The 22,561-nt window shown below is 45.0% G+C and carries 21 protein-coding genes, 1 other RNA gene and 1 pseudogene; 6 read left to right on the forward strand and 17 right to left on the reverse strand.

From position 1 onward, the window contains the following. Window positions 1-56: 56 nt before the first annotated feature. The 12 genes from rfaD to gyrA all read right to left on the reverse strand — a co-directional run bounded on the left by rfaD (window position 57) and on the right by gyrA (window position 13,557). Window positions 57-1,037: an ADP-glyceromanno-heptose 6-epimerase gene (gene rfaD / locus Q0Z62_RS03920; RefSeq protein WP_298051070.1), complete on the reverse strand. Its 981-nt coding sequence runs from the start codon at window positions 1,035-1,037 to the stop codon at window positions 57-59. Then, complete coding sequence (gene rfaE1, locus Q0Z62_RS03925; RefSeq protein WP_298051074.1) at window positions 1,034-1,963, reverse strand: D-glycero-beta-D-manno-heptose-7-phosphate kinase; 930 nt, start codon at window positions 1,961-1,963, stop codon at window positions 1,034-1,036. Before rfaE1 ends, rfaD begins: the two co-directional genes overlap by 4 nt. Next, complete coding sequence (gene lapB, locus Q0Z62_RS03930; RefSeq protein WP_298051077.1) at window positions 1,963-3,177, reverse strand: lipopolysaccharide assembly protein LapB; 1,215 nt, start codon at window positions 3,175-3,177, stop codon at window positions 1,963-1,965. Before lapB ends, rfaE1 begins: the two co-directional genes overlap by 1 nt. A 12-nt stretch (window positions 3,178-3,189) precedes the next feature. Then, complete coding sequence (locus Q0Z62_RS03935) at window positions 3,190-3,513, reverse strand: lipopolysaccharide assembly LapA domain-containing protein (protein WP_298051080.1); 324 nt, start codon at window positions 3,511-3,513, stop codon at window positions 3,190-3,192. Between the two features lie 114 nt (window positions 3,514-3,627). Further along, complete coding sequence (locus tag Q0Z62_RS03940) at window positions 3,628-3,933, reverse strand: integration host factor subunit beta (protein WP_269901648.1); 306 nt, start codon at window positions 3,931-3,933, stop codon at window positions 3,628-3,630. 3 nt (window positions 3,934-3,936) lie between these two features. Then, on the reverse strand, window positions 3,937-5,655 hold the full coding sequence (rpsA, locus tag Q0Z62_RS03945; protein WP_269901647.1) for a 30S ribosomal protein S1: 1,719 nt from the start codon (window positions 5,653-5,655) through the stop codon (window positions 3,937-3,939). A 113-nt stretch (window positions 5,656-5,768) separates the two neighbouring features. Further along, window positions 5,769-6,440 (reverse strand): (d)CMP kinase, encoded by a 672-nt coding sequence (cmk, locus tag Q0Z62_RS03950; protein WP_298051085.1) that lies wholly within the window; start codon window positions 6,438-6,440, stop codon window positions 5,769-5,771. Between the two features lie 13 nt (window positions 6,441-6,453). Beyond that, the gene (gene aroA / locus Q0Z62_RS03955; protein ID WP_298051088.1) at window positions 6,454-7,773 is read right to left on the reverse strand and encodes a 3-phosphoshikimate 1-carboxyvinyltransferase; all 1,320 of its coding nucleotides are present in this window, start codon (window positions 7,771-7,773) and stop codon (window positions 6,454-6,456) included. Beyond that, window positions 7,770-8,663, reverse strand: coding sequence for a prephenate dehydrogenase/arogenate dehydrogenase family protein (locus Q0Z62_RS03960; protein ID WP_298051091.1), 894 nt, complete (start codon window positions 8,661-8,663; stop codon window positions 7,770-7,772). Before Q0Z62_RS03960 ends, aroA begins: the two co-directional genes overlap by 4 nt. 3 nt (window positions 8,664-8,666) lie before the next feature. After that, window positions 8,667-9,755 carry a prephenate dehydratase gene (gene pheA / locus Q0Z62_RS03965; protein ID WP_269901643.1) on the reverse strand — a complete coding sequence of 363 codons (1,089 nt, stop codon included), beginning with the start codon at window positions 9,753-9,755 and terminating at the stop codon, window positions 8,667-8,669. Continuing rightward, entirely contained in the window at window positions 9,748-10,857 is a 1,110-nt protein-coding gene (gene serC / locus Q0Z62_RS03970) for a 3-phosphoserine/phosphohydroxythreonine transaminase (protein ID WP_298051098.1), read from the reverse strand. The genes pheA and serC overlap by 8 nt, the downstream gene beginning before the upstream one ends. A 30-nt stretch (window positions 10,858-10,887) precedes the next feature. Continuing rightward, complete coding sequence (gene gyrA / locus Q0Z62_RS03975; RefSeq protein ID WP_298051102.1) at window positions 10,888-13,557, reverse strand: DNA gyrase subunit A; 2,670 nt, start codon at window positions 13,555-13,557, stop codon at window positions 10,888-10,890. 433 nt (window positions 13,558-13,990) lie between these two features. Here gyrA and ompA point away from each other — a divergent pair, with 433 nt between their 5' ends. The 3 genes from ompA to Q0Z62_RS03990 all read left to right on the forward strand — a co-directional run bounded on the left by ompA (window position 13,991) and on the right by Q0Z62_RS03990 (window position 16,066). Continuing rightward, the gene (gene ompA / locus Q0Z62_RS03980) at window positions 13,991-14,587 is read left to right on the forward strand and encodes an outer membrane protein OmpA (RefSeq protein WP_269901640.1); all 597 of its coding nucleotides are present in this window, start codon (window positions 13,991-13,993) and stop codon (window positions 14,585-14,587) included. 92 nt (window positions 14,588-14,679) lie between these two features. Next, window positions 14,680-15,408 (forward strand): bifunctional 2-polyprenyl-6-hydroxyphenol methylase/3-demethylubiquinol 3-O-methyltransferase UbiG, encoded by a 729-nt coding sequence (ubiG, locus tag Q0Z62_RS03985; RefSeq protein WP_298051107.1) that lies wholly within the window; start codon window positions 14,680-14,682, stop codon window positions 15,406-15,408. Beyond that, window positions 15,401-16,066 carry an HAD-IA family hydrolase gene (locus tag Q0Z62_RS03990; protein ID WP_298051110.1) on the forward strand — a complete coding sequence of 222 codons (666 nt, stop codon included), beginning with the start codon at window positions 15,401-15,403 and terminating at the stop codon, window positions 16,064-16,066. The genes ubiG and Q0Z62_RS03990 overlap by 8 nt, the downstream gene beginning before the upstream one ends. A gap of 74 nt (window positions 16,067-16,140) precedes the next feature. Here the strand turns inward: Q0Z62_RS03990 and sstT are convergent, their stop codons facing one another. Continuing rightward, the gene (sstT, locus tag Q0Z62_RS03995) at window positions 16,141-17,364 is read right to left on the reverse strand and encodes a serine/threonine transporter SstT (RefSeq protein WP_298051118.1); all 1,224 of its coding nucleotides are present in this window, start codon (window positions 17,362-17,364) and stop codon (window positions 16,141-16,143) included. Window positions 17,365-17,511: 147 nt separating this feature from the next. Here sstT and ssrA point away from each other — a divergent pair. After that, window positions 17,512-17,880: a transfer-messenger RNA gene (gene ssrA, locus Q0Z62_RS04000) on the forward strand. A gap of 170 nt (window positions 17,881-18,050) precedes the next feature. On the opposite strand, the pseudogene Q0Z62_RS04005 reads toward ssrA, so the two are convergent. The 4 genes and pseudogenes from Q0Z62_RS04005 to Q0Z62_RS04015 form a co-directional block, all read right to left on the reverse strand. Continuing rightward, window positions 18,051-18,212 (reverse strand): annotated as a pseudogene (locus Q0Z62_RS04005) (IS3 family transposase); the annotation flags it as partial. Window positions 18,213-18,337: 125 nt separating this feature from the next. Further along, a complete protein-coding gene (locus Q0Z62_RS10720) occupies window positions 18,338-18,571 on the reverse strand; it encodes a DUF4236 domain-containing protein (protein ID WP_367180521.1) in 234 nt (77 codons plus the stop codon). 585 nt (window positions 18,572-19,156) lie between these two features. After that, a complete protein-coding gene (locus Q0Z62_RS04010; protein ID WP_298051123.1) occupies window positions 19,157-19,708 on the reverse strand; it encodes a hypothetical protein in 552 nt (183 codons plus the stop codon). 112 nt (window positions 19,709-19,820) lie between these two features. After that, window positions 19,821-20,585, reverse strand: coding sequence for an HNH endonuclease (locus Q0Z62_RS04015; RefSeq protein ID WP_298051135.1), 765 nt, complete (start codon window positions 20,583-20,585; stop codon window positions 19,821-19,823). Between the two features lie 924 nt (window positions 20,586-21,509). Between Q0Z62_RS04015 and Q0Z62_RS04020 the strand changes: the two genes are divergently transcribed. Continuing rightward, window positions 21,510-21,698, forward strand: coding sequence for a hypothetical protein (locus Q0Z62_RS04020; RefSeq protein WP_298051127.1), 189 nt, complete (start codon window positions 21,510-21,512; stop codon window positions 21,696-21,698). Continuing rightward, window positions 21,680-22,489 carry a type II secretion system F family protein gene (locus Q0Z62_RS04025; protein ID WP_298051137.1) on the forward strand — a complete coding sequence of 270 codons (810 nt, stop codon included), beginning with the start codon at window positions 21,680-21,682 and terminating at the stop codon, window positions 22,487-22,489. Before Q0Z62_RS04020 ends, Q0Z62_RS04025 begins: the two co-directional genes overlap by 19 nt. The last annotated feature ends 72 nt before the right edge of the window (window positions 22,490-22,561 follow it).

Raw genomic sequence — 22,561 nt, forward strand, 5'->3', positions numbered from 1 at the left:
AGCTCGTATATATACGCAGGGGTTAACCTCTGCGTAGTTTCAACAATATCTTCCGGTTACGCGTTTTGTTTTAATACATAATCACGCACACCTGTTTGGACATCAACAAAGTCCTGCTCATATCCAGCAGCTCTAAGCTGACGCAAATCAGCTTGAGTATGACTTTGATAGCGTCCCTTTAAATCATCAGGGAAATCAATGTATTGTAATAACTGCTGCTCTACCATTTGCGCTAGATCTAAGCTAGGCAACCCCTCTAGCTCTCGCATAGTATTCACCACCGTATGCGCCACATCGTTAAAAGGTTGGGCTCGGCCACTACCACAATTAAAAATACCGGATTTTTCTCTCTGTAAAAAATGAAGATTTACATTAACTACGTCATCAATATAGACAAAATCACGTTGTTGCCCACCATTAGGATAGCCATCCCAACCACCAAATAGACGAACAAAGCCCTCATTTTTATACTGGTTCATATTATGCAAAGCAACCGAAGCCATACGTCCTTTATGGTTTTCTTGTGGGCCATACACGTTAAAATAACGCAAGCCCACCACAGGGGCCGTAAGTGAACCTAAGTGACGACGCAACACCTGATCGAACAGGAACTTTGAATAGCCGTATACATTTAATGGGGACTCATTATGAATATCTTCAACATAATTAGGCCCGGCCCCATAAACAGCCGCTGAAGAGGCATACACAAAAGGAATTCTGTACGTTTGGCAATACTCAAATAACTCAAGCGTGACACGATAATTATTATCCATCATATATCGGCCGTCGCGCTCTGTTGTATCCGAGCAAGCCCCTTGGTGCAATACCGCACTGATGTTAGGTAGTCCACCTGTTAATAGCAGCTTTCTAAACTGATCCTTATCCATATAGTCTGCAATGTCTGCCTGTACTAAATTATGGAATTTATCGCCCTCAAGCAGATCGTCTACCACCAAAATATTATTGATTCCAATTTTATTTAGACCTACTAGTAGGTTGCTACCAATAAAGCCTGCTCCACCTGTAACTACTATCATTGTAATTCCTCTGCGGTTACGGTGGATGTACCTAATTTACCCACCACAATACTACCTGCCTTGTTTGCCCAGTTCATTGATTCATTCCAGCTTAGCCCTGCGGCTCTAGCTACTGCCAAAGTCGCTAATACCGTATCTCCGGCTCCTGACACATCAAAGACCTCTTGAGCCTGAGCTCCGGCATGAGCCCGACCTTGATCTGTATAAATGGTCATTCCTTGTTCGGAGCGTGTGATTAATAGAGCTTCTAGACGCAACTGATCCCGTAAGTTCTGAGCTTTTTGCGTCAACTGATCCTCTGAGATCCATTTTCCGACGGCTTGCTGCATCTCTACTCGATTAGGCGTGATGCTGCTCGCGCCTTTATAACGAGAGTAATCATCACCCTTAGGGTCTACCAAGACAGGAATGTTTTTTTCTCTAGCCTGTGTAATCAGCATCTCAACTTGAGATAAAGCGCCTTTTGCATAATCAGATAACACAACCACATCATGTGAAGCCAAAACATCTGAAAAATGTTGATGCAACTGTTCTAATACTGCCGCACTGGGCGGATTTTCAAAATCAACCCGTAACAATTGCTGCTGACGCCCTAATATACGTAATTTCAAGATGGTAGGTTCAGACGGGTCTTTACATAAATAAGGTCTTACCCCATCAGTCTGGCAAAGCTCTTGCACTGCTGCACCAGCCTCGTCAGCACCAATTAAGCCGATTAAACTGGCCTGAGCACCTAATGCCACACAGTTGCGCGCCACATTAGCAGCTCCCCCTAGTCGATCTTCTTTTCGTACGACTTTCACCACAGGAACAGGAGCCTCTGGTGAGATGCGATTTACCTCACCAAACCAATAGCGATCCAACATAATATCGCCTACCACTAGAATTCGTAGTTGTGCGAGTTGCTCTGAGGTAGGAAAACCCATTACTGCATCTCCTCTAATCGCTTGGGAGCATAGCTTTCCCAATGCGTGCATCCGGGACACTGCCAATAAAAATGCTTAGCCTCAAAGCCACATTGTTGGCAAGCATAACGATCTAAGCGCTGAGTATGCTTGTGTACCAACGTACGTAATAAGGCGAGATCACCACCCAGCACATGCTCTGCGGCAGGATTATCCGGATGTTGTAATTCCAATTGCAAACTGCGATCCAACCCCAGTAGTGAGGGAGATTGCTCTAAGGCTTGGCGTGCAAAAGTCCATGCCGCATCAGCGCCTTGTTGCTCTCGTAGCCCTTTAAATACCTGTGCAAAGACATCTACGGAAGGATAGCGTTCATAGTGTTTTTGAAGTTCAACCAAACCTAGCTGCACTTGGCCTTGTTGTTCATAGCACTGCATTAAATCAGCAGCGACTAAGCCTCCATATAAAGGAGCCACACGCAAAACCTCAAGCAAATAGAACTGTTGCAAAGGGTAGTCTTGCTGCATCTTTGCCAATTTAGCTCTTAGCATAAAGATACGAGCGCTAGAAGCCCGGCTCCCTTCTTTTTCACCCAGTGCCTTTGCCGCTCGCTCGGCCTCGTTCAACGCTGCCTCTGCTGCCGTTATATCAGGCTCTCTGCGCATTAGGGCCGCATCAGCTTGCTCACATTGATAGTGCACCAATTGAGGCACAGGTTCCTCGACCAAGCTTCGCAAACGGCGTACTGCCTCAATGGCTTTAGGCCAGTCATGACCTGACTCATAAATATGAATCAAAGATCGTACCGCCAGTATGGCATGGCGTCCTGTGGATACGGCCTCGAAAGCCTCTTCGGCTCGATCTAGCATCCCAGCCTTAAGAAAATCCTGTGCTATTTCAAACTGAGCATTTTCACGATCTGTCTGTGGCAAATCTGTGCGAGCTAATAAACTTTGATGCACTCGAATCGCCCGCTCCATTTCACCTCGACGTCGAAATAAACTACCCAGAGCAAAATGCAATTCTGTGGTTTCAGGATCGAGTTTAGCGACCTCAACAAAAGCATCAATCGCCTGATCGGGCTCCTCGTTAAGCAAGAAATTCAACCCTTTAAAATAAGAATCAGGTAATTGCTTGCTTTCGGAGAGCATTTGTTTAAAGTCGACCCGAGCTGCAATCCAGCCCAAACCAAACAGCACGGGCACAATTAACAGCCACCATGGTTCAAAATCCACACTACACCTCGATTAGAGTGGAGCCAAAGGCGCAATCGTCTCTGCTGCCACTGGGTCTGTCGGAGTTACCGGGTTTTTTAAGTTATCCTCCAAACGGGCAACGTCACGTTTTAATTTAGCTATTTCACGATTTTTACGCATAATAGTCAAAATCATCAATAACAAACCTAATAACAAACCCAACAAGAAAGACACCAACATCACCACAATAAGAGGGACGTTAGCTAAAGCATAATTAGCAAAAAAACTAACCTGAACCGGCTCGGTGTTTTTGAGCGCAAACAACAGCACCACTACAAACACTAATAATCGCAACACCCAAACTAGATAGCGCATAAACAGGCTCCAACAAATGTATTTGATCCCTCAATTGTAAAGGCAAATGAGGTAATTAGCACAGACGCAAAAACAGGCTCATGAAGAGCCTGTTTTTTTGAACTAAATAAGTAATTAGTTTACGTTTTGCTGTGCTAAAAAAGCATTATCAACCCGTTCACGTAATTCCTTACCAGCTTTAAAGTGTGGTACTTGTTTAGCGGGCACTAGGACTTGTTCCCCTGAGCGCGGATTACGACCAACCCGAGAAGACCGAGTAGATAAAGAAAAACTACCAAATCCTCGGATCTCGATGCGTTGACCATTAGCCAAGGCTGTTGTCATTGCATCAAGAATAGTCTTAACCGTTAGCTCGGTGTCCTTTTGAGCCAGCTGCGTAGTGCGGCTGGCCAACAGTGCTATAAGCTCTGACTTTGTCACACCTTATTCAGCGTCTTCACGCTGTTGTTCTAGCTGAGCGCGTAGCAATGCACCTAGGTTTGTAGTACCTGCGGATGCGCTAGCATCGGAGATACGCTGCATGCTTTGTGCTGTTTCAACGTTATCAATCGCTTTGATAGACAATTGAATAGAACGGGCTTTGCGATCAACGTTAATGATCATGGCTTCGACTTCGTCGCCTTCTTTAACTGCAGTTGTCGCGTCTTCGACACGGCCAGCAGAGATTTCAGATGCACGTAGGTAACCTTCAACGTCTACAGATAAGGTCACAACAGCACCCTTAGCTTCGACGGATTTAACTGTACCTTTAACTAGTGCGCCTTTATCGTTAGCGGATACGTAGTTGTTGAAAGGATCGCCTTCAAGTTGTTTGATACCCAAGGAGATACGCTCTTTGTCTGTATCAATACCTAAAACGATGGCATCAACCTCGTCGCCTTTCTTGTAGTTGCGAACAGCTTCTTCGCCACTGTCAGTCCAAGATAGATCAGATAGGTGAACTAGACCATCAATACCACCGTCTAGACCAACGAATACACCGAAGTCTGTAATGGATTTGATTGCGCCACGTACTTTATCGCCACGTTTGAAGTTCAATGCGAACTCTTCCCATGGGTTAGCACGACATTGTTTCATACCTAGGGAGATACGACGACGATCTTCGTCAATATCAAGAACCATAACTTCGACCTCTTCACCCAAAGTAACTACTTTGCGTGGGTCTACGTTTTTGTTGGTCCAATCCATTTCGGAAACGTGTACCAAACCTTCGATACCGTCTTCGACTTCGACGAATGCACCGTAATCAGTCAAGTTAGTTACTTTACCGAACAAGCGTGTGCTTTGTGGGTAACGACGGGATAGACCGATCCAAGGATCTTCGCCTAGTTGCTTAACGCCCAAGGATACGCGGCTGCGATCTTGGTCAAATTTAAGAACTTTAGCTTCGATTTCTTCACCCACTTGAAGTACTTCGGATGGGTGACGTACACGGCGCCATGCCATGTCAGTGATGTGCAATAGACCATCGATACCGCCCAAGTCAACGAATGCACCGTAATCAGTAATGTTTTTAACAATACCTTTAACAACGATACCTTCGGTGAGTGTTTCGAGTAGTTTTTGACGCTCTTCGCCCATGCTGGCTTCAAGAACAGCGCGACGGGATAAAACGACGTTGTTACGTTTGCGATCAAGTTTGATCACTTTGAACTCAACGGTTTTGCCTTCGTATGGGGTGGTGTCTTTAACAGGACGTAAGTCAACCAAAGAACCGGGCAAGAATGCACGGATACCGTTGGTCATTACAGTCATACCGCCTTTGACTTTGCCAGTGATGGTACCGGTAACGAGTTCGCCTGATTCCAAGGCTTGTTCTAGAGACAACCAAGCCGATAGACGTTTAGCGCGATCGCGGGACAGGATAGTGTCGCCATAACCGTTTTCGAATGCATCGATAGCAACGGAAACGTAATCGCCGGGTTCGACTTCGAGTTCGCCTTGATCATTCAAGAATTCCTCGATAGGAATCATGGACTCAGATTTCAAACCTGCGTTAACTAAAACGTAGTTGTGGTCAACACGCAAGACCTCAGCGGAGATAACTTCGCCAGATTTTAGGTCTTGAGATTGAAGGCTGGCTTCAAATAGGTCAGCAAAGCTTTCGCCGCCTAATACATCGGTAGTAGAGATGGAGGACATTAAATAAATCCATCAGCCATTACTGGCTTAGTAAATGCACACCAGGCACCATTGCCCGGTGGAGTGAAAACACATCGTATAGGACTAATAAAACCGTCTTTTTACGACACCAATCAATTCTGTAAGTTAGCCCAATATTGCAGCACCTGTGCCACCGTATCATCAATAGATAAGGCAGAGGAGTCAATCGTGTATGCGTCTGGGGCTGCCTTTAAAGGAGCCACCGCCCGACTGCTATCACGTAAATCACGCGCTTGCAAATCAGCTAATAGATCCGAAAGATTAGCAGATACGCCCTTATCTATCAACTGTTTATAGCGTCTTTGTGCGCGTGATTGCACATCTGCAACAAGGAATATTTTAAGTGGGGCATCAGGAAAAACCACCGTTCCCATATCCCTGCCATCCGCAATCAACCCTGTACCCTGCCGAAAATCTCTCTGGCGCGCCAACAAAGCGTCTCTAACGGCCGGGTATGCCGCTATTTTAGATGCTAGCAGCCCAATTTCTTCGGCACGAAGGGCTTGCGTTACATCCTCTGAGGCTAATAAACAGCAGCCATCAACAAAGCGAACATCTAGCTGACGAGCGGCTTGAGCAACAGCCGCCATATCGTCCTCGTTAATCTCTTGTCGCGTTACAACTAAGGCAGTTAGTCGATATAACGCCCCACTATCTAGAATCTGCCAACCCAGTTTTTGTGCAACTTGCGTTGCTATAGTACCCTTACCCGAGGCGGTAGGTCCGTCAATCGTAATAACAGGTGTCATGGCGTTGTTATTCATTTATTTTTTCTTTTTAATCAACTAGTTGGTTAAACACAGAGAAATAATGCGGGAAAGTTTTGCTAACGCAACCCGGATCTACAATCGTGACAGGTACTGGACCAAAGGCTGCTAATGATAAACACATAGCCATTCGATGGTCATCATAGGTTTCAATCACAGCAGGTTTCCAAGCTCCGTCAGCTATGGGATGTACTCGTAACCAATCAGGTCCAGACTCTACTTTCGCCCCCAGCTTGCGCAATTCGTTCTGCATTGCATCAATACGGTCTGTTTCCTTTACTCGCCAACTTGCAATATTGCGTAATAAGCACGGGCCATCAGCATAAATAGCTAAGGCTGCCGCCGTCATCGCCGCATCGGGTATTAAATTAAAGTCTAAATCAAAAGCGTGTAGTTTTTCACCTTGCGCTACTTGTTTACCTGTAACTCGCATGGAGTTCGGTTGAAACTCAACCTTAGCCCCCATTTTCTGCATAACTTGGGCAAACTGCACATCACCTTGAACGGAAAGCGAGCCTACCCCTTGAATCTCGATCGGCCCTCCTGCTATTGTTCCTAAAGCAAGAAAATACGAAGCTGATGATGCATCACCCTCTACGTGCAAAACACCTGGGGATTGATACTGAGCAGCACGATCAATCGTGAAGCGCTGCCAATTCGTATCATGTTCAACCTTTACACCAAAGCGAGCCATCATATCTACAGTGATAGCAATATAAGGCTGTGAGATCAATGTCCCCTCAACCTCAATCACCAAATCAGTCTGCATCTGCGCCGTTGCAATCGGAGCGGCCATCAATAAGGCTGTTAAAAACTGACTAGACACCGAGCCTTTAACCCGTATGGGCTGGGATAAATCTAAAGTAGGTTGAGCTATCTTTAAGGGAGGGTAGCCCTCTTTACCTAAATACTGTATGTCAGCCCCAGCCAAACGCAAGGCATCCACCAAATCCCCTATGGGTCGTTCGTGCATACGCTCAATCCCAGAGAGAGTGAAATCCCCCCCCATCCATGCCAATGCAGCTGTCAATGAGCGTACCGCTGTTCCAGCATTACCTAAGAATAAATCCGCAGTGGTATTTTCAAAGGGAGTTCCCCCATGGATTTCATAGCTATCGACAGAAAGAAGTTTGGTTTTAACACCCATCTTGTGCAATGACTCTAGCATGACTTTTGTATCGTCTGAAGCCAACAACCCCGTTAACGTGGTTAGCCCTGGAGTGATAGCGGCCAGCAACAAAGCCCGATTCGAAATACTTTTAGAGCCAGGTAGATCGATAACACCTTGGGCTTTTTTGACAGGGTTCAAAACCAATTGTTCTATACTCATTCCAGTCCACTCCTTTGGCCCCACAGACGACGAGCCAACGCTGCTTTTTCTAAAAACTCAGATAAGGCGGTTTCATCTGCCTCTCGTAATGCCGTTTCAGCTTGCTCAAAAGCGTGACGAATCTGCTGTAATTCAGAGAGCACCGCCTCGCGATTACTCAGAAAAATATCTCGCCAAACCTCTGCTGAACCGGCAGAAATACGTGTAAAGTCCCTAAAACCACTGCCTGCTACATGTAAACGCACATCAGCATCTGCAGCACTAGCCACTTGCCACATAAACACAGAGGATAAAAAATGGGGCACATGGCTAACAGAGGCCAACACCCGATCATGATCCTGAGCAGGCATCAGCATGACTCGCGCTCCGCACGCTTCCCATAACTGTGTCATTTGCTGCCTAACAGACTTCGTATTATTTTTATGAGGCGTTAAAATAACAATACGGTTTCTATAAAGCTCAGCAAAAGCCGCATCAGGGCCTGCTTTTTCTGCACCTGCAATAGGATGCCCTGGGACAAATTGCGCGGCCTGATCGCCTAAAACCTGCAAAGCATCTGCCAGCACATCCGCCTTTGTGCTGCCCGCATCGGTAATCACCGTATGCGGTTGCAAGTGCGGTTGAATTTGTTTTAACAAAGTCCGGGTAGCACGTACGGGAGTCGCAAGCAAAATGACATCTGCCTGCTGCGTAGCTGTCACTAAATCAGCTATTTCGTCAATTAACCCTAAATGCAAAGCCTGAGCTGTGGTGCTGGGTTGACGACTAACACCAATTACCTTGCCCACACAGCCAGCCTGTTTTAGAGCTGCCGCCACCGAACCACCTATTAGTCCAGGACCAACGACTACTAAAACAGGAATGAAAAATGCATTGTTCTGCCTCGTCATTGATTACGCCTGACGTGGGTAGGAGCCAAGCACTTTACAAAAAGCGACTTGCTGTTTGATTTGTGCTAGTGCGCTTTGTACGGATGACTCATTTTGATGCCCTAGTAAATCGACATAAAAATAATACTCCCACTGGCCCGTACGAGCTGGACGTGACTCTAGTCGTGTCATAGACACCTGATGCTGGGCAAAAGGAGCGAGCATTTCATGCACCGCACCTGAGCGGTTAGGTACAGCTAAAATCACACTCGTCTTGTCATTACCAGAAGGTAATGATTCTATATTCCCTATGGCTAAAAACCGTGTACGATTCTGAGCATCATCCTGAATGCTGGCATGCGCAACCTGAAGCCCCCAATGCTCCGCAGCCTTAAGACCAGCTATTGCGGCTACAGTAGGATCTGAGGCAGCTATACGAGCGGCTTCGGCATTGCTAGAGGCCGCATCTTGTTGAATCTGAGGATAATGCCTTGCGAGCCAGTTTTGACACTGTGCTAAAGCCTGAGGGTGCGCCATAATCCGGCTTATCCCGTCCAAAGTGCCTTGCTGCGTCAAAATATTATGATGAATAGCTAAGGACCTTTCGCCCAATACTTTCAATGATGAGTTCAGCAGCAAGTCCAACGTCCGGTTAACAGCACCTTCGGTGGAATTTTCTACAGGAACCATGCCCACATCGGCCTCACCTACCTCTACAAGCCTAAAGACCTCATCAAAATTCTGACAGGCAACAGGTTGCACAAAATGACCGAAATGCTCTAGGGCGGCTTGCTCTGAGAATGAGCCTTGAGGCCCTAAAAATGCCACTCGCAACTGCCGCTCCAAGCCGCGACAGGCCGAAATAACCTCTGCCCAAACTGCTTTTACAGATGCGTCAGTAATCGGCCCGCTATTCATGCTTTGTAAATGAGTAATAATTTGCGCTTCGCGCTCTGGCTTTAGAATGCTGTCATTCGCATTCAAGCTTTCTTTAATTTTGCCAATTTCTAGGGCTGCGTGAGCACGCTGATTAAGCAGCGTTAAAATCTGCTGATCCAAAGCATCAATTTGCTCACGCCAAGGACCTAGCTGTTCTAAAAGCGTCTTAGCCATGGCTCGCCTCAAACCCTTTCATGAAAGCAATTAATGCCTGCACGGCCTCGATAGGTAGCGCATTGTAAATGGAGGCGCGCATCCCCCCTACGCTCTTGTGACCTTTTAATTGCAATAAACCTGCCTCTTCAGCCTGTTGCAAAAATAGCTTATCTAGCTCTGGTTTAGCTAATAGAAAAGGAATATTCATGCGTGAACGTGCTGTTGTCTCTACGGTATTACGGTAGAAGTTAGAGCCGTCTAAGTAATCATAAAACAGGTTTGCTTTAGCGATATTAGCTTGTTCGATTGCCGCTACCCCACCCTGCGCTTTGAGCCATTTAAACATAAGTCCCGCTATATAAATGGGGTAGGTTGGTGGCGTATTAAACATGGAGTCGTTTTTGGCGACCACGTCATAATTAAAAGCGCTAGGACAGTGAGCTGAGGCCGCACCCAACAAATCTTTGCGAATAATAACCAGTGTTATACCTGCAGGCCCTGCATTTTTTTGTGCCCCCGCATACACCATATCCACCTTATTGAAATCAATGGGGCGGGATAAAATATTAGAAGAGGCATCGATCACTAATGGAATATCAATAGCCGTCCAGTCATTAAACTCGACGCCCCCTATCGTTTCATTAGAACAAACATGCAAATAAGAGGCTGTAGGTCGAATTTGCCACGTGCTAGGAGCGGGAAACCAAGTCAAGCCCTGTTGGTCTTGACCGTTAATACGTTGTTCCGACTCCGAGCTAGCGGCCAAAGCCACATCACCATAACGTTGCGCCTCTTGGAATGATTTTTTAGACCAACTACCAGAGACTACGTAGTCCGCCTGATTATGTCCTGCCAGCCCCAATAGATTCATTGGAACAATCGCGTTTTGTGCCTGAGCACCGCCTTGCATAAACAACACAGCAAAATCATCAGGCACATTGAGCAAGTCACGTAGATCTTGCTCGGCCTCATCACGAATCTGCATAAACTCAGCACCACGGTGACTCATTTCCATCACCGACATGCCAGAGCCCTGCCAATTCGTCATTTCCGCCGCAGCTTGTTCCAATACAGCTAAGGGTAGAGCCGAGGGACCAGCAGAAAAATTCCAAGGACGCATAATGTTATCTATTCCTTCATCATCAATAAGTTATTCATCTGCCTGTGTATCGGCGTCAGGAGCTACGGGTGGTGTTAAAGAGTCATCAGCAGAAGTGTCCTCTAGCTCTGTATCTTCGTCTTCGAGATCCACATCGCTTTCAGCCACTCGGTAAATACCTGATAACTTGCTATTTTCATCCACATTAATCAGCGTTACACCTTGAGTGGCTCGACCCATTTCGCGGATTTCCTCAACACGAGTGCGAACCAACACGCCAGCGTTAGTGATCAGCATAATTTCATCACTTTCACGCACCAGCACCGCCCCCACCAAGTGACCATTACGGTCTGAACCTTGAATCGCGATCATGCCTTTAGTGCCACGCCCATGACGGGTGTACTCATTGATTGAAGTGCGTTTACCAAAGCCATTCTCTGTGGCGGTGAGTACGGACTGCGTTTCATCTTCGGCCACCAATAACGAAATAACGGTCTGGCCTTCGTCTAGATTCATGCCTCGTACACCGCGTGCTGTACGGCCCATTGGACGCACATCAGTTTCGCAGAAACGCACGGCTTTACCCGCATCCGAAAACAACATCACATCATGTTCACCAGCGGTTAGCTGGGCACCAATTAAATAGTCCCCCTCATCTAAGCCCACTGCGATAATGCCCGCCTTACGTGGATTTGAGAAATGAGATAAAGGCGTCTTTTTAACTGTGCCTTGGGATGTGGCCATAAACACAAACTGATCATCGCTAAACTCTTTCACGGATAACACCACCGTGATTTTCTCGTCTTGTTCTAAGGGGAACATATTGACGATAGGACGACCACGCGAATTACGAGAGCCCTGTGGAACCTCCCAGACTTTGAGCCAGTACACGCGACCCTTATCAGAGAAACACAGTAAGAAATTATGCGTATTGGCGATAAATAAATTATCAATCCAATCATCTTCTTTCATTGTGGTTGCTTGTTTGCCTCGACCACCACGACGTTGAGCTCGGTACTCGGAAAGTGGCTGGCTCTTAATGTAGCCCTCGTGGGATAGCGTCACCACCATATCCATGGGCGTAATTAAATCCTCCGCATCCAATTCAGTCGCATTAAACTCAATCTCTGAACGGCGAACGTCTTTTTCAGTGGAAAACTCATCTTTAAGTGATGTCAGCTCATCAGCAATAATCTGAGTGACTCTTTCAGGACGAGCCAAGATATCCAAGAGGTCAGCAATGACCTCCATGACATCTTTATATTCACCCATCACTTTATCTTGCTCTAAACCGGTTAAGCGCTGTAGGCGCATGTTTAGAATTTCTTGAGCTTGCGTCTCGCTTAAGCGATACATACCATCGGCCTGCAAGCCAAAATGATCCTCTAGATTGTCAGGCCTATATGCCAAACGACCACCCGGAATCTGACTATCATCAGCACGAGCCAACATATCACGCACAATTTGCGCATCCCAGCTTTGAGCTAAGAGTTCACGACGGGCGTCAGGAGGAGTAGGAGCGGCGCGAATAATGCGGATGAACTCATCAATATTTGCCAGTGCCACAGCCAAACCTTCTAGGACATGGCCCCGCTCACGAGCTTTACGTAATTGGAATACGGTACGACGCGTCACTACTTCGCGACGGTGGAATAAGAAATACTCAACAAGCTGCTTTAGGTTAAGCAGGCGTGGCTGACCATCCACCAATGCCACCATGTTCATGCCGAACGTTTCTTGAAGCTGAGTATTTTTATAGAGATTATTTAATACTACCTCTGGGACTTCGCCGCGTTTTAGCTCAATCACCAAACGCATACCATCTTTATCGGACTCATCCCGAATATCAGAAATCCCTTCGACCTTTTTCTCGTTAACGAGATCAGCAATACGCTCTTGCAGTGTTTTTTTGTTAACTTGGTACGGTAGCGCATCAATGATAATGGACTGGCGCGAGCCTGATTTATCCATGTTTTCAAAGTGCGCCTTAGCACGCATGACGACACGGCCTCGGCCAGTACGGTAACCCTCACGTACCCCTGACATACCGTAAATAATACCGCCAGTAGGGAAATCAGGAGCTGGGATGAACTCAAATAAATCATCTACCGTGCAATCTGGATTTTCTAAGCAGTACAAACACCCGCTTACGACTTCGGACAGATTATGGGGGGGAATATTCGTGGCCATCCCCACAGCAATACCGGAGCTACCGTTCACCAATAGGTTAGGCAAACGAGAAGGCAATAAGGCGGGTTCAGTTTCTGCGCCATCATAGTTGGGCACAAAATCTACGGTTTCTTGGTCTATATCTGCCAGGATCTCGTGAGAAATCTTAGCTAAGCGAATCTCGGTGTAGCGCATAGCCGCTGCGCCATCGCCGTCAATAGAGCCAAAGTTACCCTGACCATCAACCAGCATGTAACGCATGGAGAAGTCTTGGGCTAAACGCACAATGGTGTCGTATACAGCGGAGTCACCGTGAGGGTGATATTTACCAATTACGTCACCGACAATACGCGCTGATTTTTTATAAGCGCGGTTCCAATCATTATTGAGCACGTGCATCGCATACAGGACACGGCGATGCACGGGCTTTAAGCCATCACGCACATCGGGTAGCGCACGCCCTACGATTACGCTCATCGCGTAATCTAAATAACTGCGACGCATTTCCTCTTCCAGTGAAATTGGAAGGGTCTCCTTAGCAAAGGAATCCATATTAATTTGTCTTTATAGATATAAGTTAAGCAAGATGCAGGCCGTATAAGGGCGAATAAGAAATTCTACCATCACACTCGTACTTGATTGTACTACCCCCAAAATTTGCCGTAAAAAAGGAAGGCTGTAGACAAAAAACACCAAAAAAAGTGAATAACTGCTCATTATTTGTTCAGAGCTTGCCTTGTTGCCTAAAACCAACAATAATGCCAATTATCGACCATTATTAGGTCGATCTGCACGATATACCACCTCTGCGCTTAGCGAACTGGACAGAAATGTCTTAACATTCTGGCTAACACGCATGAAACCCAGCGCAATTCTTTGATCCAATCTTAGCGTTGCTAAACTGGTACCGTTTAACGACCATTGAATTTAAGCGGCAGGGGTTCGCTGCGGTCACTTAACAGCATCAGCTCAAACGAGGAGAAACATGAATAAACCCTCCAAAATCGCACTTGCACTCGCCTTTGCGGCAGCCACAGCCACTGGTGCTGTGTCCGCACAGACCGGTGAAGTCAATAACTGGCAAAACCCATTTGGCGACGTATGGAAAAACGGCACAAACGAATTGTGCTGGCGTAACAACTTCTGGACACCTGCAACAGGCATCGCCGGTTGTGACGGCGTTCCTGTAGCGCAAGCTCCAGAAGCCCCTGTTGTCGCTCCTACATCAACTAAAGTTGTTTTGAATGCCGACACTTTCTTTGACTTCGACAAAGCCACACTGAAGCCTGAAGGCCGTCAAGTTCTAAACCAAGTTGCTGAGCAAGCCTCCGCAGTTGAATTAGAAACATTGATTGCTACTGGTCACACTGACTCAACAGGTCCTGACGCTTACAACCAAAAATTGTCTGAGCGTCGTGCTAACTCTGTTAAAGAGTACCTAGTTTCTAAAGGTATTCCTGCAGATCGCATCTACACAGAAGGTAAAGGCGAATCTGAGCCTGTAGCAACTAACGCTACACGTGAAGGCCGCGCACAAAACCGTCGCGTAGAGATCGAAATCGTTGGTTCGCGCAAACAGTAATCCGTTTCAGTTTTAACGGCACTGTTTTCGCTTAAAGCGATACAATAAAGGCTCCTAATCAGGAGCCTTTATTCTTTTTATAGGTCTGTATTATGTCTACTGTAAACGTTGATCCTGCTGAAATCGAGAAATTCAGTGCTTTAGCCTCACGGTGGTGGGACCCTACCAGCGAATTTAAGCCCCTACACGAAATCAATCCTCTTCGCTTAGACTGGATCAGCCAAACAGCAGGTGGATTACAGAACAAAAAAATTATTGATGTAGGTTGCGGAGGCGGAATTCTTACGGAATCAATGGCAGCTAAAGGGGCTGACGTCACCGGCATAGATTTAGCCGAAAAATCCCTAAAAATTGCTCGCTTACACAGTTTAGAGTCTGGCGTTAAAGTGAAATACGAGCACATCAGTGCAGAAAGCATGGCCGCAGAGCACATAGAGGCCTTTGATGTAGTGACCTGCATGGAAATGCTAGAGCACGTCCCTGACCCCGCCTCAATCATTCGAGCCTGCTCTCAAATGGTGAAACCAGGTGGTTGGGTCTTTTTCTCCACTCTGAACCGCAATCCCAAATCTTTTTTATATGCCATCGTAGGGGCTGAGTATCTGTTGAATTTAGTTCCCAAAGGAACACATCACTACGAGACATTTATCAAGCCCAGTGAGCTTGCTCGCTCTGCGCGTCAAAGCGGTTTGGTTATGCACGAGCTCAAAGGTTTGGAATATCACCCGCTAACCAAACACTACACCTTGAGCCAAAACAGTTCAGTGAACTATTTAATGGCAACTCAAAAACCAAAGGCAAAAAGCGAATCCCATGACTAAACTTGTTCTCTTTGATTTCGATGGCACGCTGGTGGACTCAGCCCCCGATCTTGCTGCTAGTGCCAACTATTTACGTACCCTACAAGGCCTAGAGCCTCTCTCTTTAGACTTTCTACGCCCTTACGCCTCTATGGGGGCTCGCGGCTTGCTAAAGGCCTCTCTGGACCTCGATACAGACCACCCGGACTTTGAAATCCAAAAACACCTATTTCTTGAACATTACGCCGCTAATTCCACGATCAACAGCACTTTATTTGATGGCGTAGACGAGCTAATTGGGCAATTAAACGACATGGGTATTGCTTGGGGTGTAGTCACCAATAAAGCACTCGGTCTCACTCAACCTATTATGACCCATTTTGGCTTAGATCAAAGCAGTGCTGTCACGGTAGGGGGAGACTGTACTGCACACCTAAAACCCCACCCAGCCTCTTTATTTCTCGCTTGTGAGAAAACTAAAGTTCAGCCCGCCAACTGCATATATGTAGGCGACGATGAGCGTGACATCGTAGCCGGAAAAGCCGCTGGCATGACAACCTTAGTCGCCGCTTATGGATATTGTAATTTTGATCAGGCCATACCTTCATGGCAGGCTGATAGCGTAGCCAACCACGCAAATGAAATCCTACCCTTTGTACTTGAATGGATTCAAAAATAATTTGGGTTTAAATAAAAAAATGCGATAGCTTTGGCACTATCGCATTTTTTTATTTTAAATGACTAAAACATCAACTAACGCTGTTCTTCATGGATAGAAGCCGCAGCGGTAAACAATACATCTGTGGATGAGTTCAGTGCGGTTTCCGCCGAATCTTGCACTACCCCAATCACAAAGCCAACCCCTACGACCTGCATAGCAATTTCATTGGGCATACCAAACAAACTAGCCGCTAACGGAATAAGCAACAATGAACCACCAGCTACGCCTGAAGCCCCACAAGCCGCTACAGCTGCGACCACACTCAGTAACAAAGCCGTACCCATATCCACCGTAATATTTAACGAATTAGCCGCGGCCAACGTTAAGACTGTGATCGTAATTGCAGCCCCACCCATATTAATCGTGGCACCGAGAGGAATAGAAACGGAATATATGTCCTCGTTTAATCGCAAGCGTTTGGATAAGGCCATATTAACGGGGATATTCGCAGCAGAACTACGCGTAAAGAATGCCGTAACCCCACTTTCACGCAAACACGTAAAGACCAAAGGATATGGATTGCGACGAATCTGAGTCCATACAATCAACGGATTAATTACCAACGCCACAACAACCATACACGCCAATAGCAAAGACAGTACCAAGGTGTAATCTTTTAATGCACTAAAACCAGTGGTCGCGATGGTGCTTGCAACTAAGCCGAAAATACCTAAGGGCGCTAAACGAATCACCAGACGCACCACAAAAGTCACCGCATCACTGAGACTACGCGCCACCTCTTTAGTGGTTTCTCCCGCACTACGCAAAGCAATTCCTAATGCAATCGCCCAAGCTAAAATCCCCATGTAGTTTGCTTCTAATAACGCATGAACTGGGTTATCAATCACATTTAATAATACGGTGAGCAAGACCTCGCTAATACTTTCCGGAGGCGTTAGGATTTGCTCCACCTCTTTTAGCTGAATTGTCACAGGAAATAAAAAACTGGCTACCACGGCCAGCAAGGCTGCTAGAAAGGTCCCGACTAAATACAAAGCCACTACCCGCCCCATATTGCTATTGGTTCCTTTGCGGTGATTAGCAATGGAGGACAACACTAAAACAAAGACCAATAGCGGTGCAACAGACTTTAAGCCTCGAACAAATAGCTCCCCCAGCAACGCTACAGACTGGGCAGCACTAGGAAAAAAATAAGCTAAGGCAATACCAGCAACTAAGCCCAGTGCAATTTGGCTTACTAAGCTGCCATGCTTAATATAACGCAGCACCGGCCCGTGGTTAGCAGACGTACTCATGTCTAGCTCCGTACAAAAATAGCCCTTAAAGGCCAAAAAATAAATAATGGTGTTTTCACCCGACGTGTTCGCATAATAGCACTGCTAATTTAGACAAACCGTCATTTTTCACGTACAATGTATATATCTGCTAGATAATGAACACATGGGGCCGACCTGGCTTCGACGTGGGTCACGAAACAGAGCAGGGCATGTCGAGCACCAGTTCGCTCGTAAATCCACTGGAAAACTATAAACGCAAATGATGAGCGTTTCGCTCTAGCCGCTTAATAACCGGTTCAGAGTCGCTGCACTAATTTGTCTTTGGGTTAGGTTAGGAAACTAACAGCAGCGTCATTCACAAAGAATCGGTCTAATTCGGGCCACACGAACTAGACCTAAAACGATGTGGATCGCCAAAAGATGGCCTGTTGAATGGCATGGCTTGCGGCTAAAACTTAAAATAATTCGACTACACATGTAGAACTGCCTGCAGAGGGCTTGCGGACGGGGGTTCAATTCCCCCCGGCTCCACCAAAAACCCTAGCAAAATCAATACCTTAAAAAATCGCCAACTGAGAAAGTTGGCTTTTTTTTGGGCTATTTGGGGTGGTTTGGTCAGCATTTTGGTCAGCTTTCTCACTTCCGACAAGGAACAGCCGAGTTAAGCTAGAGGCGCTTTTTTCCGAATAGTTAAATACCCCCTTTATTTGATCTAGCGCATGTATAACCCGTTCGGCAGGTAAGGAGAGATACACTTTAATACCCAAGCTTTCACGGTTAAAATCATCCACGACGTTAAATAGTCGGATACTCCGACCATCCGCTAGCTGATCATGCATAAAACCCACCGGCCAGATCTGTTTAATACTAAATACCATACAGACCAGACGAATTCTCACATTGTAGTGCCGCACAGCACATTGCGCCATTTATAAAACGTTATATTGCTCAGGCACAGCCCTGGAATCGGCTTCAGCTGGCTTCAAAATGGTCATGATTTGGCTTGGCTATCGGTACAACGGGATTTTTTCATTGAATTTCCTAACAGATGGTGCATTTTTTCAGAAGATAAAGTGGCTCTACAGTAAATACCGTTCCGTCTCATATGAACATAATTACCCCTAGGCCCTGTGCCAAGCCTCAATCCTTTTACACCAACTGAAATATCTACACCAGATTTAGATAAATTAAAACGAAATGGCCCCGCGCTTTTTCTAATTGACATGCTTACTAGATGATCAACACTAAGGGTAAAGCTTTCGCTGTCATTGCTTAAGCAACCAATAGGATTTTTGTACTCATATGAAGCCCGAACTATTAGGCTACCGTTGAATTCCCTCTGAATACCCAAAAATGGCCCTCCATCAAAAATTTATTTTTGACATGGGGCCAACATAGTAAATCCTTTTCTTGGCATTAATCTACCTTTCCAATCTAAGCTAGCAAGCCCATAACAGCCAACTGGAATATCAATTGAGAAAGTAATATTAATTGCACTTCCCTGCCCTATATTTCCATAACTAAATTAATAATAGTTTGGTAATTTGGATTTCGTCTGTAATAAATCAGAAATTGTGGCTTAGATTTTCTATATAAAGCTAAATAAGCTACAACAGCAGCGAGTATTTCTCCAAAATCGGCTAAAGCGGTAAAAAATTAGCAATACCACTCATGACCAGCTCCTTTTAAATAATATTATTGTGTAGAAATATAATCATAACCAATTAGAACTAGTCATCCTAAAACCTAAGTCAATAGTAGATAATTTTTTATTACTGATGTATTTAAGAGCCGCTTTGCTAAGATATTTTTACTGATCTCTACGCTTAAAATTTTCCAGCTCCCAAACAGCACAACTTTTAGGATAAGCAATTTTCGAAAAATCAAATATGATGGACTCGTAATCAATCCTACTATCACTCTCTGTCCATATATAATATAAATCAGCCTTAGTACTAATAATACCATCAAGAGGACAATGAGGAGGCTCAGCAATAATTCCCATTGTCCACAAGTACTTTAGATAAAGATTAAGTATTTTTTGTGAAACACCAAAACGAAAACAATTTCCGTACAATATATCTTTAAATTCTTCTGTAATTTTTTTACTTAATAATTCAATATTATTACAGTGCTGATCAGACGTAACCTTACCATCAATATATTTTACCTCAAGGTTATAAAGCTCTTGTCTCAACCTTTTTTTTAAAATTTTTTTGCTGCTTCCTGAACAGTTGTCACTATAAATAGGATAATTCTTATTTCTAGTAGAAAGCGCAGCCTGCAAGGATAACAAGCCAACTTCATACCTCAAAAAATCAAGTTTTTTATCACTAACATCCGTCTCTTTATCTAATCCCATAATTGAATACCTAAAAATTAATTTCTATAAAAAACTTCAGTCATATTTAATAATAACTAATTACTCTAAAGTCTATATCAAAAATTGATGATTTCGATAGACGTGACCATCCCTAATCTTTATTGGCTACTATTTCTGCTAACTGTTCAACAGTAATCATAGGATGGGTACGATGAATAACCCTATGACAGTTTGCGCAAAGAACAGCTAGATCATTTAGAGTTGTGACTGTTTCCCTAGACTTTGACAAGGGCACTCTGTGGTGTATCTCGCAAAATCTTTGCCCAATCTCTCCATAGAAACCTGCAAAATCAAAGCCACAGGCCTCACAAGATAGCTTGCCATTTTTTTTAAGTACTAAATCTTTTTTTCGCCTAGCTAAATATGCATTTCTCTCAATCACAACATGCATGGCTAACCTTTTCTTTCCTTCAGCAGACTCAAACTGGTAACCCCCTAGATTTTCAAATAATCCAAAAGCATCTAAATTTATAGGCCCACTCCATACCCCAAGCACATGATTACCTTGAGCTGGGACTTTTCCTAGAAGAAACTGTTTTAAATGACTATAAATCGTCTCTAAATAAAAAAACTTATCAACAGAAAAAACCACTCCGTCAGCCAAGCTATACTCAACATGATTTACTTTCCCACCATATAGCTTTCTTGGGTAGCCGTCTTTTGCTATTTGATCTGGTAAAATTAAAAACATCAGATCGCCCTTGTTGATACGATCCTCTTTTACTTCCCAGTGACCTGTCTTATTTTGCTTTAGTAATTTTCTATTTTTTTTATCTAACTCTTCGTCCTGAGCCTTTCCTGTTACAAGAAAAGCATTATTACAACTTACAAAGCGTGGGTCAAAACTATATCTCATAATACTCAAAATTTATCTCCAAATACTCTAAATTTACTTATCTGATCTTAGGAATAAGAGCTTATCTTATTACAACATAATAGCAAATCTATAAGTATTTAATCTATAGGTTAGGCTTTTATCCAAAATTTATGGTCCTTCAGAAACTACGTATATATCTAATATGACGAATTTGCTATTCAGTAATGTCGATTACAGTAGATTGTGATGTATTATTCTGAATTTTTAGAGCTGCTGTGCTTATTACATAAATGCCCTATCCCACCTGAGCCTGTTTATTACGGTTCATACCACTAATTTTCTCGATTTTAAATCACACTTGTGTAGAAAAAAGGTCTAGGAATGTGCTCTATACTGGTGACACGCATAAACGTTTTCTCCATAGCTCAAAAAAATAAAAAACAATGTTGAGATTTATATAAAAGCCACAGGGACTGATAAATAACTCACAAACCCCTAGGCTCAGTGCTTTGATTTCAAATTGCACCAATACATCCGCCCATTTCCAACAGGGGCTTTTTTACGCCTATCTTACTTAGCCTCAGTACAGCTAAACCTGCCAATGCTCACAGGCCCATGAGAAAAATAATCAAAGCCTAATACTGTCAATCTGACTCTTACTACGTAAACTCTGCCCCAGTTGCAAAACGCCTGCCCCCGATCAGACCGCGCGTTGGCTAAGTCAAGGGTGTGAGAAATGTGCACATACAGGCTACAGCCAACGAACAGGCGTTCATGAACTTTTTGTATTAGGTAATGAATTACGTCGTTTAATTGGTGCTGGTGCCGATGAAAGCCAATTACGTCATTACGCTCAGCAACACGGTATGCACAGCCTGTATCAAGATGGTTTGCGCTGGGTTGAACAAGGCATTAGCTCGCTAGAGGAATTAAAGCGTGTGACGCGTATGGATGAGAGCTGATATGACGCAACGCTTTTATTATCACGCGCTAGATGCCCAAGGTAAAAAACATAAAGGCTTTATCGAAACAGAGTCCATCGATACCGCTCACTTACAGTTACAGCAGCAAGGTTTGCTGCCATTACACTTAGCAGCTCGCCACCGCGTCTTCACCCTCAGTTCTCAAAAAAAATCAAGGATAAAGACCTAGGTTGGCTCACACGTCAACTAGCTAGTTTATTAAGTGCTCAACTACCATTAGAGGCAGCACTCACCGCAATTATTGAACAAAGCGAACAAAAACACATTCGTGATGTTCTGAGCTCTATACGAAGTGAAGTCCGAGGTGGGCATCGTTTTGGAGAAGCCTTAGCCAAATTCCCTCACATTTTTCCTATTATCTACTGTGCCTTAATTGATGCGGGCGAGCAATCTGGAGAGCTCGATCAGATCTTAACGCGTCTCGCTGACTACATTGAACAGCGCAATGCCTTGCGCAATAAACTGCTATCAGCGTTTATTTACCCCATTATTGTCAGTATTGTCTCAGTAGCGATTATTATTTTTCTCCTAAGCTACGTGGTTCCTCAAGTGGTAGGCGCCTTTACGCAAACCAAGCAAAGCCTCCCCCCCTTGACCCTAGTGATGCTTTGGGTCAGTGATTTAATCCAGCAATGGGGCTGGCTACTGGGTCTACTCACGGCACTTGCCATCATCGTGTGGCGCATGGCATTGCGACAACCATCGCTGCGCTTAGCTTGGGATAAAAAATGCTTGCAAGCACCGTTGATAGGCCAGTATATTCAAGGTTTAGATGTGGCTCGTTTTGCATCCACATTAGCTATACTCACAAATAGTAGTGTGCCCTTACTCCAAGCTCTGGATGCTGCCAATAAAACCATTCAAAATGCCTATCTGCGTCAAGCCGTCAATGAGGCCACCTTACATGTACGTGAAGGCAGCTCATTAGGGGTTGCTTTACTTGACATCCTCCCCGCCTAAAGGGCAAGGATTCCTACGGCGCTCAGGCGCGGCATTGAGCCGCCTCTGAGTCGCTTCGGTGGGTTCCTGCTG

Origin of the sequence: uncultured Paenalcaligenes sp. (genome assembly GCF_947630565.1) — a bacterium.
Lineage (GTDB): Bacteria > Pseudomonadota > Gammaproteobacteria > Burkholderiales > Burkholderiaceae_B > Paenalcaligenes > Paenalcaligenes faecalis.